Consider the following 12,514-nt stretch of genomic DNA (forward strand, 5'->3'; position numbering starts at 1 on the left):
AGAGAGATTTATAATGATTATTTTCTTCTTGAAGATGAAAACAATTATATAGGAGTAATTCCTAGAAGAAAAGTTGGGAGAAATGAAAAAGCTATAATTGGAGATTATGTAAGGCATTGCGAACATCAGTTTCACGATTTAGTCGATGCGAATGATAACTCTATTTATAGATGATTTACAACTGTTAGATTTATATTTTATTGACTTAGTTGAGTGAAACGCCTTTGCGAACTTAAAAACAATTAGTAGTCAAAAAAAACTTAGCGCACTTTGCGTTTAAAAAAAATTTCAGATAAAAAGAAGATTGAAAAATCCTTTAGAAATATTAGAACTCGTTCCCGATCCGGAAATTCCGGTAATCAATATTGTGGAATTGGGCATTGTGAGAGAAGCGAAAATTACGAGCGAGAATTCTTGTGAAGTAACCATTACGCCGACTTATTCTGCCTGTCCCGCTATGTTTACCATTGAGGAAGACATCATGAAAATCATGAAGGAAAACGGGTGGGATGCGAAAGTAGTGACCAAAATGTTTCCGATTTGGACAACAGACTGGTTGACGGATGAAGCGAGAGAAAAACTTCGTGTTTACGGAATTACACCTCCCGAAAAAGGAGCCGACGAACATCACATTGGGAAACCGAAAAAATGTCCTCGTTGCGGTTCTATGAATTCAAAACAGATCAGCCGATTCGGGTCTACATTATGTAAGGCTTCGTATCAGTGTTTAGACTGTTTAGAGCCTTTTGACTATTTTAAATGTCATTAAAATGATACATTGCTACATGATTTAATATTGTTAAATTAGAACATTGTTAAATCTTTGAATTTTTAAATAATTTAATCTTTAAATTAAAAAACCATGTACACACAACTCGATATTGAATCGCATTTCGACGGAAAGCTAAAAATTGCTTATCTGAACCAACCAGACACCATGAATGCGCTTACAAAACCGGCTTTATCAGATTTAAAAGACTTTGTGAAAGAGTGTAGCAATGATCCTACGGTAAGATGCGTTGCGATTTCAGGAAGAGGAAGAGCGTTCTGCTCTGGTCAAAACCTTGATGATGCTTTTGTAACGGGAAAAGAGCACCACGATAATGATATCATCAGAAAAATTGTGGTAGATTATTATAATCCGCTGGTAACGGAAATTACACGTTGCAAAAAACCGGTTGTTGCTTTGGTAAATGGTCCGGCAGTAGGTGCTGGAGCGATGTTGGCATTAATCTGTGATTTCGTTTTAGCGAATGAAAAGGCTTATTTCTCGCAGGCATTTTCTAATATAGGTTTAATTCCTGATACGGGAGGTACCTATTTCTTACCAAAACTTTTGGGAAGACAATTGGCCAATTATTTAGCATTTACAGGGAAAAGATTATCGGCTGAAGAATCAAAATCTTATGGATTGGTGGCTGAAGTTTTTACGGAAGAAGAATTCAATTCTAAATCTTTAGAAATTCTTGAAAAAGTGTCAAATATGCCAACTGTCGGTTTAAAATTAACCAAAAAAGCCTTCGCCAATTCTTACAACAATACATTAAAAGAACAATTGGAACTGGAAGGCGATCTTCAACAGGAAGCAGCAGAAACAGAAGATTTTATCGAAGGGGTAAATGCCTTTTTAGAAAAAAGAAAACCTAATTATAAAGGAAAATAAGAATTAATATAACAATGTACCAATGTAGCAGTTTACCAGTGAAATGCTTCGACAGGCTCAGCATGACAACGATTGTTACATTGTTACATTGATACACTGTTACATTATGACGAATGTAGGAATTATCGGTGCCGGAACAATGGGAATCGGCATTGCACAAGTAGCCGCGACGAACGGATGCAAGGTTTGGGTTTACGATGCCAATCCGAAACAAGTAGAAACAGCAACCGTAGGTCTGGAAAAAACATTAACCAAATTGGTTGATAAGCAGAAAATTTCAGCAGAGAAAATGACTGAAATTTTAGCTAATATTTCCATTGCTACAGAATTGAAGGACTTCAAAGATTGCGAATTAATCATTGAAGCCATCATCGAAAATAAAGACATAAAAATCAAAGTTTTCACAGAATTAGAGAAACACGTTTCAGAAAGCTGTGTGATTGGTTCCAATACATCATCCATTTCCATCACCTCTCTCGGTGCGGAATTACAAAAACCGGAGCGTTTCATCGGAATTCACTTTTTCAATCCGGCTCCTTTGATGCCTTTGGTTGAGGTTATTCCCTCTTTATTAACAGAAAAAAGCTTAGCGAAAAAAATCTACAATCTCATGAAAGATTGGGGTAAAACTCCAGTTATTGCTAAAGATATTCCAGGATTTATCGTTAACAGAATTGCTCGTCCATACTACGGTGAAGGTTTGAGATTGGTTGAAGAAAACATTGCAACCGTAGAACAGGTTGATGATGCCATGAAAACAATCGGAAACTTCAAAATGGGACCTTTTGAATTAATGGATTTAATTGGTGTTGATGTCAATTTCTCCGTAACAAAAACGGTTTACAACGAATATTTCTACGATCCGAAATACAAGCCCTCTCTTCTTCAGCAAAGAATGTCGGAAGCCAAACTTCACGGCAGAAAAACAGGAAAAGGATTCTACGATTATTCTGAAGGAGCAGAAAAACCTGTTGCCGAAAAAGACGATGCGCTTTATCAACAAATTTTCCTGAGAATTATTTCAATGTTGATTAATGAAGCGGTTGAAGCCAAAAGATTAGGAGTTGCCAACGATGAAGATTTAGAATTGGCAATGCAGAAAGGCGTAAACTATCCAAAAGGATTATTGACTTGGGGAAAAGAAATAGGATATGCAAAAATCTCTGAAACCCTTCAAAATCTTTATGAAGAATATCAGGAAGAAAGATATAGACAAAGCCCGTTGCTGCGTAAATTATAAATATACCAGCGTATCAGTTTGTCAATGTAACAATATTTAAAAACATTGGTAAATCGATACATTGCTAAATTGTTACATTAATAGCATGGATATTGACGGATTTAGAGCCGAATTAGAGACAAGGCTCATCATTGAAAAGGAATATATTATTCAGGAGCTTTCTTTGATTAATGATGATCAGGAAAAATTAGAATTATTAGGGAAATTCAATGAAAAATATAAAGAGCTGATTAAAAGAATCGCCCATGAAGATGGAATTGATTTAAATGCTTTTTATGCCCATGAAAATTCATCAGATAACCTAACATACGAGCAGATAATTCTTGGCAAAACCATGAGTATTTATGACAAACTGGTTGATGAATTATATGAACAAATAACAAATATATAATAGTATGAATCCGAGACAGGTTGTAGATTATATGATGGAGAAAGACGAGTTCTCCCAATTTTTAGGAATAAAAATCATTGATATTAAAGAAAATTATTCTTTGATTGAAATGGAAATTACCAAACAAATGCTCAACGGATTGGGCACGGTTCACGGAGGAGTAACATTCGCTTTTGCAGATTCTGCATTTGCTTTTTCATCAAACAATGACGGAAATGCAGCCGTTGCATTAAGTGTAACCATCAATTTTATCAAAGCCGGAAGAGAAGGCGATATTTTCAGAGCAGAAAGTGTTTTGGTAAATAATACCAGAAAAACTGCGATTTACGACATTAAAATTACCAATCAAAATAACGATCAGGTAGCAAAGTTTGTCGGAACGGTTTATAAAATTGGAAAAAAAGTAACAGAGCTTTAGCTCAATCTAGCAATGTATCAGTCTAACAGTTTACCAATTTTAAAATAAAATAATTAACACAAATAATAAATTTTGAAAACAACCCATTAATCACTAAGACTGTTCAATTTTCTTTAGATATCATTGAATTCTGTGAATTGTTAGAAGAAAAAAGAAAATTTGTTATTGCTACACAATTGTTGTGTTCTGGAACAAGTGTAGGAGCGCGAATGCATTTGAAGCTCAAAACCCTCACAGCAAAAATGATTTTATCAATAAAATTAAAATTGCGGCGAAAGAATTAGAAGAAACAAAATATTGGCTTTATCTCTGTAAGCATTCTAAAAATTATCCTTTCAATGAAAGTTTAGAACTTCAGATTACGGAGATTGGAAAAATTATTTATAAAATATTAAGTACAAGTTTAAATAAAAACCATGGCATTTAGCATTGTTATACTGTTACATTGCTATATTGTTAAATTAATTTAATTATGAACAACGTATATATCATAGATTATGTAAGAACACCCATCTCAAAATTGGCTGGCGGACTTTCTGAAGTTCGTGCCGATGATTTGGCGGCAATTGTTATCAAAGAAGTCGTAGCAAGAAACCCAGAAGTTCCGGTTGAGGAAATTGAAGATGTTATTTTCGGATGTGCCAATCAGGCGGGTGAAGATAACAGAAACGTAGCCAGAATGGGACTTTTATTGGCTGGGCTTCCATATAAAATCGGAGGTGAAACAGTCAACAGACTTTGTGCTTCAGGAATGTCGGCGGTGGCAAACGCTTTCCGTTCGATTGCAGCAGGAGAAGGTGAAATTTACATCGCAGGTGGAGTAGAACATATGACGCGTTCGCCTTATGTGATGTCAAAACCAAGTGCGGCTTTTGGTAGAGACAGTCAGATGTTTGATACCACTTTCGGTTGGAGATTCATCAATCCGAAAATGAAAGAATTATACGGTGTCGATACAATGGGAGATACTGCTGAAAATTTAGCAGAAATGCACAATATCAGCCGTGAAGATCAGGATAAATTTGCCCTTTGGTCTCAACAAAAAGCCACTAAAGCACAGGAAAGTGGAAGATTGGCTGAAGAAATTGTAAAAGTTGAAATTCCACAAAGAAAAGGCGAACCGAAAATTTTTGATACAGATGAATTCATTAAGCCAACCTCATCTATGGAAGGTTTAGGAAAACTTCGTCCTGCTTTCAGAAAAGAAGGAACAGTAACAGCTGGAAACGCTTCAGGAATGAATGACGGAGCAGCTGCTTTAATTTTAGCAAGCGAAGAAGCAGTAAAAAAATATGGTTTAAAACCAAAAGCTAAGATCTTAGGATCATCTGTTGCCGGTGTTGAACCAAGAATTATGGGAATCGGACCTGTTGAAGCGACTCAGAAATTATTAAAAAGACTGAATCTTTCATTAGACGATATGGACATCATTGAATTGAATGAAGCGTTTGCAGCTCAGGCTTTGGCGGTAACTAGAACTTTAGGTTTAAAAGATGATGATTCAAGAGTGAATCCAAACGGAGGAGCTATTGCAATTGGTCATCCTCTGGGAGTTTCAGGAGCAAGAATCGTTGGTTCTGCTGCTATAGAACTTCAAAAACAAGATAAAAAATATGCATTGTGTACCCTTTGTATTGGTGTCGGACAAGGTTATGCCATGGTAATTGAGCGTGTCTAAAAACGACATCTAAACTTTTAGCGTTAAGCAAATTTCAAAATTGCCGTTAAGAAAAGTTTTATGTTTGAGCAAAGCGAGTTTTAAACTTTTTAGGAAATTTTTCAATTTGTAGCATAAAAGTTTACAGTCTTGAATTTTTGGTTCTTTTGTTTCAAGACAAAAGAATTTAATATTAAAATTAAATTTATGAATATTTACTCATATCACGGAATTCGTCCCATCATCAAACCTTCCGCTTACGTTCATCCACAAGCGGTGATCATCGGAAATGTTGAAATCGGCGAAGAAGTTTATATCGGTCCCAACGCGGTTATTCGTGGAGACTGGGGTAAAATTATCATCAAAGACGGTGCGAATGTTCAGGAAAACTGTACACTTCATGTTTTTCCGGGAATTGAAACTATTTTAGAAGAATCAGCACACATCGGTCACGGTGCAATTATTCATTCCGGACATATCGGTAGAAACTGTCTGGTTGGAATGAATGCTGTAGTGATGGACAAAGCTGTTATCGGTGATGAATGTATTATCGGAGCTTTGGCTTTCGTTCCCGCAAATTTCAAATGTGAATCAAGAAAACTGATTGTTGGAAGTCCGGCAAAAATTATCCGTGATGTTTCTGATGAAATGATTAAATGGAAAACGGAAGGAACGAGATTGTATCAGGAATTGGCAAGAGAAGGTAAAGACGCGATTTTACCTTGCGAACCTTTTACAGAATATGTTCAACAGATTCCTACGAAGGTTGTTGATTACAGCATTTGGGATGACGTGAAATAAATTACCAGACAAAATTTAACTATGATTAAAAAACTTCTCATTTTCTGCAGTATTCTCTTTACATTTCAATCGGTGGTTTTTGCCCAGACAGGAAATGTAAAACCATTGACTATTGGAGAAATCAGAACCATAAAGTCTAAAGTTTTAAATGAAGACAGAATTTTGAACATCTATCTTCCGCAAAATTTCGACAAGACAAAATCCTACCCGATTATCTATCTTTTGGATGGAAGCATGAATGAAGATTTTATTCACGTTACGGGATTGATTCAATTCTTTAATCAAATGTATTCCATGCCAGAAACAATTGTGGTTGGAATTGCTAATGTTGATAGAAAAAGAGACTTCACTTTTCATACAGATTTGAAAGACTTACAGAAAGATTATCCTACGACGGGACATTCGGATAAATTCATCAGCTTTTTGGAGAAAGAATTAAAACCTTATATCGAAAGTCAGTTTAAAACAACTGATAAATATTTATTCGGACAATCATTGGGCGGACTTTTAGCAACTGAAATTTTGCTAAAAAAACCTGAAATGTTCAATCATTATTTTATCATCAGTCCGAGTTTGTGGTGGGATGACGAAAGTTTGTTAAAACAGGCGCCTCAATTATTAACCAAAATTCCGGATTCCAAGAAATTTATTTATGTTTCTGTCGGAAAAGGTGAACACCCTGTGATGGTAAAAGATGCTGAAGATTTATTTGATGTTCTGAAAAAAGCCAACAAGAAAAATTGGACTTTAGATTATAAAATGATGGAAACAGACAATCATGCAACTATTCTTCACAGAAGTTTGTATGAAGGTTTGGTGAAATTGTTTCCGTATCAAGAGCCTAAATAATTTTATTTCATGAAAAACGATGAAATTAAAAGTATTAAGAATTTAGAAAATATTCAGGATCTTCTTCTTGAGCTTCCCGAATTTAAATATCAAAAAGGATTAACGGATAAACTTGATAATAAAAAAGATGATTTCACTTATGAAACTATGTTGGAAATTGTTCTTTGGAAAACTAATCGGTTCCCGGAAATTGATAACGATTTAATTGTAAAAATTAATGCTTTAAGGAAAGGATATGATGAGGATTTATCAGATAATATTTTAATTAAATTATTAGATTCAAAAGGCTTTGATTTGCCAATGGCTTCGACTTTTTTAAGATTTATTGATTCGGATTATTTTCAAATTATTGATCAAAGGGTTTACAGAATCTTATATGGAGAAAATTTGAAAATTCCATTTAGTAAATCAAAGAAATTTGAATTGTATAAAAAGTATCTGATTGATTTAAAAGAAGCTTGTATTACTCATAACATTCCTTTTTCTAAATCTGACAGAGTTCTTTATTTATTGGATAAACATCCTCAAGTAAATAAAGATCAAAAGATAAAATATTAGTAAAAAATAAAAAACTATATGGAAAAGTTAAAAAATTATATCCACGGCGAATGGATTGAAGGTACCGGAAACGGAATTCCTTTATACAACGCAGTGACAGGAGAACAGGTTGCCATTTCCGACACCGAAGGTCTGAATTTTGAGCAGGCATTGGATTACGGAAGAACGGTAGGTTATAAAAACCTTTCTTCGATGACGTTCTACGATCGTGGAGAAATGTTGAAAAAAGTAGCACTTTACCTTTTAGAAAGAAAGAAAAAATATTACGAATTATCATATAAAACAGGGGCAACTCATGTTGATTCTTGGGTAGATATCGAGGGAGGTTTCGGTACTTTTTTTACTTACTCAGGTTTGGCGAAAAGAATGCTTCCGAACACTCCGTTTTGGGTGGATGGAGATACTCAGAAAATTTCTGCAAACGGTACTTTCTTGGGAACTCATATTTTAACACCGAGTGAAGGAGTTTCAGTTCAAATCAATGCGTACAACTTTCCGGTTTGGGGAATGTTAGAAAAGTTATCCACATCTTTGTTGGCAGGTGTTCCGTCAATTGTGAAACCTTCTCCGTTTGGTTCATATTTAACGAACGCAGTTTTTCAGGATATGATTGAAAGCGGAATTCTTCCTGAAGGTGCTGTTCAATTGGTTTGTGGCGAACCCGGAAATATTTTGGATTATGTTCAGGATGGAGATTCCGTGTTATTTACAGGTTCTGCGACAACAGGTAGAAAATTAAAATCTTTACCATCAATTGCTGGAAATGCGGTTCGTTTCAACATGGAGGCAGATTCTTTGAACTGTTCGATTCTTGGTTTGGATGCAAAACCGGGAACTCCGGAATTTGATTTGTTCATCAAAGAAGTTCGTAACGAAATGACCACGAAAGCCGGACAAAAATGTACGGCGATCCGAAGAATTATCGTTCCGGAAAACTTAATCGGTGATGTTCAGAATGCTTTATCTAAAGCTTTGGATCAGACAAAAATCGGAAATCCATTGAGCAGAGAAACCAGAATGGGATCTTTGGTTGGAAAACAGCAGTATGATGAGGTGGTAAGAAAAGTTAATTTATTAAAGGCTGAAACAGAACTGATTTATGACGGAAAACATGAATTGGTAGATGCGGACTATGAAAAAGGAGCATTTATGAGCCCGAAGTTGTTCTTAAATGACAAACCTTTCGAAAAAAATATCTCTCATGATGTCGAAGCTTTCGGCCCGGTTTCTACGTTGATGCCATACAAAGATGCGGAAGAAGCTGCAGCATTAGCAAAGAGAGGAAAAGGAAGTTTGGTAGGTTCTATTGTTTCTTACGATAACAATTTTGTAGCAGAAACTTCATGGAAAATGGCTTCTCAACACGGAAGAATTTTCGTGTTAAACAGAGACAATGCAAAAGAAAGTACAGGTCATGGTTCTCCGCTTCCGACGTTGATGCACGGTGGTCCCGGAAGAGCGGGTGGTGGTGAGGAAATGGGCGGTTTAGGCGGTCTTCATTTCTTCCTTCAAAAAACAGCGATTCAGGGTTCTCCGGATACGTTGACGGCTATTACTAAAATTTATCAGCAAGGTGCTGAGAAAAAATATTCAGACAAACATCCTTTCCAGAAATATTTTGAAGAAGTTGAGGTTGGCGATTCTTTAGAAACAGCAGGAAGAACGGTAACTGATGCAGATATCGTGAATTTCTCTAATGTTTCTTGGGATCATTTCTACGCACATACAGATGCAACAAGCTTAACGGGAACTATATTTGATAAAACCGTTGCTCATGGATATTTTATCCTTTCTGCGGCGGCTGGATTGTTTGTTTCTGGTAAAAAAGGCCCAGTTATCGCGAATTATGGATTGGAAAACTGTTCGTTCTTCAAGCCTGTTTACGCGGGAGATACCATTACGGTTTATTTGACGGCAAAAGAAAAAATCAACCGTGGAGTTAAAGGAAGAAATATTCCTTCTGGAGTTGTGAAATGGTTGGTTGAGGTTGTAAACCAAAGAGATGAGATTGTTTGTGTAGCTACAATTTTAACTTTGGTGGCAAAACATTCTCCTTTCATAGATTTAAATGTGAAAAATATTCAGAAAACGTTAAATGGTTTAACGGAATCTACTCAACCAAATTGGGGTAAAATGTCTCCTCAGCAAATGATAGAGCATTTGGAACATGGCGTTTTGGTAAGTCTTGGCGAGCCGGAAGCAGACAAATGTTTCACTCTGGAAGAGCAGTTGGAAAAATGGCAGGATTCTTTGTATAATCACAGAAAAATGCCGAAAGATTTCCCTGCACCGTTTTTGGCTGAAGATGAAACGCTATTAGAATTGAAACATAAAAATCTGGATGCTGCGAAACAGTCTTTCTTAGATAATTTAAAGAGATTTTCGATTTATTATAAAGAAAATCCTCATGCAGAACACATGAACTTTGTCTTCGGAAAACTGAATAAAGAAATGTGGGAATTGATGCACAAAAAACATTTTACGCATCATTTTGAGCAGTTTGGATTAGTTTAATTCGAAATAAAATATAAATTTACGATCCCTTTTGGTTTTTACTGAAAGGGATTATTATTTTTCAATAGTATTATGTGAATTTTAAAAAATCAATATTATTTTTCACTTTTAATAGAAATATTGACTGAAATTTTTTATTTTTATTACACCAAAAAAATTAATGTTTACATGAAAAAATCAAATCTTATGACTTTTTGCATTCGCGAAGGTCCGTTTTCTGTCATTCAAGAAATTAATTTATACACAAAATTTTACTTTAAACACAAAATCAATTAAAAACTTAATCATGAAGTACATCTCATTATTTTGCTTACTGTTGGTAAGCTCATTCTCTTATGCTCAACAAAATCAGGTAAAAGTAAATAATAGCTCTGCCGTAGACATTACTTTTACATTAAAAAGCTTTAACACACAAAATCCAGGAACATGCCTTCCTATGATTTTCAATGACGTACCTGTTCTTTTACCTTCTGAGAGAGGAGAATTCTACAAAGATCATAATTCTACGTATGATGCATCATTCCCGATTAATCAATGGAGAGTGCTTGCAAAAGACGGGACTAATACAGTTTATAATATTCCTGCAACAAGTATCGATCAAAGTATTACCGATGAGGTAGAATGGAAGCAGATTACCATTACTACACCAACAGGTTCTTATACTTTAGGACTCGACTGTAGCGGAGCCGGAACCAATCATATTGTAGCGGGTGGAATCACAATGGATTTGAATTATGTTGGAACCATAATGAATGTTGATATTAATTAATTTTCATTTCAATAGAAAGACATGGGCAGTTTCAATTTGAGACTGCTTTTTTTATGTCTTGAATTTTGATTTGGAATAAATCATCCTTATTTTTAAAAAATTAAAATCAATTCAAAAAAATATTTAAATATGAACGAAAACTGGATGCAGAAGTATGAAGAAGTAAAAGATATTTTGATTTGCCCAACAGACCTTGAGTCTTATTTTACTTTAAATGAAATTGAAGGTCAGCCACTAGAAACTATTGAAATCGGAAGTGTTTCTTTGCCTTCCGGAAAAATTGTGGTGAGAGACCCCTTGGTTTCTTTGGATAACCATCAATCTCCTTATTTTATTCAGGCGCCAAAAGGAAATTTTCCGGTGACCGTTTCTGTAGTGAAATCTGAAGACTGGGGCGACAGGTATGCAGTTGTAAAAGTTGAGTTTACAAAAGAAAAACCTGTTATTTACAGAGAAGCTTTAATCGGGATTGAAGAGCTCGAAGGCGTAACTGAAGACGATTATTTCGGTTTTGGAGTGGATGCCGGCTTAGGCTGTATTACGGATAAAGAAGTACTTCCTTTTGTAGATCAATTTGTTGAGGAATCAAATGTAGATAATATGTACGATGATTATTTTGCGGAACTTTTCGCCCAAAATTATCAGGAAAATCCTAGCAATCAGAGAGAGGCTGGCGACTGGATCAATTGGAAGGTTCCGAATACAGAATTTCAGATTCCTATGTTTGCCAGTGGTTTTGGAGATGGAACCTATCCTGTGTATTTCGCATATGATGCGAATGATAATATTTGCGGTCTGTATATTCAGTTTATCGATATTGAATTGGCTTTAAGTGAAGAAGGAGATGAAGACGATGTAGATGGCAATGAAGAGGATCAACCCGAAAATTTTATTTTTCTCCGTTAAAATGTAAATATGAATAAAACTTTTGCTGATCAGATTATTGATTTCAATAAAAACTTGAAATACTCCGGAAATCTTCCCGATGGTTTTCAGGTGCTTAATCCGTATTTGGATAATCCCGAAACGTTAGTGGTCATGCAAAAGTTTTATGAAAAATATTATAACGATTCTCATCAGAGAAAATTTTTAATCGGAATTAATCCAAGTCGCCACGGAGCAGGTGTTACCGGAGTTCCGTTTACCGATACCAAACGTTTGGAAGGTGTTTGCGGAATAAAAATGGAATCTGCCCGAACCCACGAAGTTTCTTCCGTTTTTATGTATGATATGATTGAAGAATATGGCGGAGCGGAAGAATTTTATCATGATGTTTATATCAACTCACCGTTTCCTTTGGCGATTGTAAGAGAAACCAAAAAAGGTTCGGTGAATGCCAATTATTATGATGATAAAGAACTTTTCAACGATGTAAAAGATTTTATGATTGAATCTTTACAGTTTCATCTCAGTTTAAATGTTGATACTTCAGAAGTTTTTATTTTAGGTAAAAAGAATGCCGATTTTATTTCAAAATTAAATAAAGAAGCCCAGCTTTTTGATAAAATGACAGTGTTGGAACATCCTCGATATATTCAGCAATATAAATCGAAAGAGAAGGAGTTGTATATTGATAAGTATATTTTGGCGTTGAAAAAATAAATCCCCTGAAAAAATATTTCAAAGGATTTAGTCATTTATGTAATTAGAATCT

Annotated in this window: 14 protein-coding genes; all 14 read left to right on the top strand. The window is 35.1% G+C overall.

Annotated elements, in window-relative coordinates; translation table 11 throughout:
• Positions 1–304 precede the first annotated feature (304 nt).
• The 14 genes from paaD (at position 305) to OXQ85_RS16605 (ending at position 12,462) form a co-directional block, all read left to right on the top strand.
• A complete protein-coding gene (gene paaD / locus OXQ85_RS16540; RefSeq protein ID WP_259110621.1) occupies positions 305–769 on the top strand; it encodes a 1,2-phenylacetyl-CoA epoxidase subunit PaaD in 465 nt (154 codons plus the stop codon).
• Positions 770–862: 93 nt separating this feature from the next.
• Entirely contained in the window at positions 863–1,663 is an 801-nt protein-coding gene (locus OXQ85_RS16545; RefSeq protein ID WP_267405908.1) for an enoyl-CoA hydratase-related protein, read from the top strand.
• 106 nt (positions 1,664–1,769) lie between these two features.
• Complete coding sequence (locus OXQ85_RS16550; RefSeq protein ID WP_267405909.1) at positions 1,770–2,903, top strand: 3-hydroxyacyl-CoA dehydrogenase NAD-binding domain-containing protein; 1,134 nt, start codon at positions 1,770–1,772, stop codon at positions 2,901–2,903.
• Positions 2,904–2,988: 85 nt separating this feature from the next.
• Positions 2,989–3,294, top strand: a complete 306-nt coding sequence (locus OXQ85_RS16555; protein WP_267405910.1) for a hypothetical protein — start codon at positions 2,989–2,991, stop codon at positions 3,292–3,294.
• 4 nt (positions 3,295–3,298) lie between these two features.
• A complete protein-coding gene (paaI, locus tag OXQ85_RS16560) occupies positions 3,299–3,712 on the top strand; it encodes a hydroxyphenylacetyl-CoA thioesterase PaaI (RefSeq protein ID WP_267405911.1) in 414 nt (137 codons plus the stop codon).
• Positions 3,713–3,893: 181 nt separating this feature from the next.
• Entirely contained in the window at positions 3,894–4,139 is a 246-nt protein-coding gene (locus OXQ85_RS16565; RefSeq protein WP_346659716.1) for a four helix bundle protein, read from the top strand.
• Between the two features lie 45 nt (positions 4,140–4,184).
• Positions 4,185–5,390: a 3-oxoadipyl-CoA thiolase gene (gene pcaF, locus OXQ85_RS16570; RefSeq protein ID WP_267405912.1), complete on the top strand. Its 1,206-nt coding sequence runs from the start codon at positions 4,185–4,187 to the stop codon at positions 5,388–5,390.
• 186 nt (positions 5,391–5,576) lie between these two features.
• Complete coding sequence (locus tag OXQ85_RS16575; protein WP_267405913.1) at positions 5,577–6,170, top strand: transferase hexapeptide repeat family protein; 594 nt, start codon at positions 5,577–5,579, stop codon at positions 6,168–6,170.
• Between the two features lie 21 nt (positions 6,171–6,191).
• Positions 6,192–7,019, top strand: a complete 828-nt coding sequence (locus OXQ85_RS16580) for an alpha/beta hydrolase-fold protein (RefSeq protein WP_267405914.1) — start codon at positions 6,192–6,194, stop codon at positions 7,017–7,019.
• A gap of 9 nt (positions 7,020–7,028) precedes the next feature.
• Positions 7,029–7,577, top strand: a complete 549-nt coding sequence (locus OXQ85_RS16585) for a hypothetical protein (protein WP_267405915.1) — start codon at positions 7,029–7,031, stop codon at positions 7,575–7,577.
• A gap of 18 nt (positions 7,578–7,595) precedes the next feature.
• Complete coding sequence (gene paaZ / locus OXQ85_RS16590) at positions 7,596–10,091, top strand: phenylacetic acid degradation bifunctional protein PaaZ (protein WP_267405916.1); 2,496 nt, start codon at positions 7,596–7,598, stop codon at positions 10,089–10,091.
• Positions 10,092–10,377: 286 nt separating this feature from the next.
• A complete protein-coding gene (locus OXQ85_RS16595) occupies positions 10,378–10,860 on the top strand; it encodes a hypothetical protein (RefSeq protein ID WP_267405917.1) in 483 nt (160 codons plus the stop codon).
• Positions 10,861–10,989: 129 nt separating this feature from the next.
• The gene (locus tag OXQ85_RS16600; protein WP_267405918.1) at positions 10,990–11,766 is read left to right on the top strand and encodes a DUF4241 domain-containing protein; all 777 of its coding nucleotides are present in this window, start codon (positions 10,990–10,992) and stop codon (positions 11,764–11,766) included.
• A gap of 9 nt (positions 11,767–11,775) precedes the next feature.
• The gene (locus OXQ85_RS16605) at positions 11,776–12,462 is read left to right on the top strand and encodes an SMUG2 DNA glycosylase family protein (RefSeq protein WP_267405919.1); all 687 of its coding nucleotides are present in this window, start codon (positions 11,776–11,778) and stop codon (positions 12,460–12,462) included.
• Positions 12,463–12,514: the final 52 nt, after the last annotated feature.

Origin of the sequence: Chryseobacterium sp. GM_Chr_2, from assembly GCF_026540445.1 — a bacterium.
Taxonomy (GTDB): domain Bacteria; phylum Bacteroidota; class Bacteroidia; order Flavobacteriales; family Weeksellaceae; genus Chryseobacterium.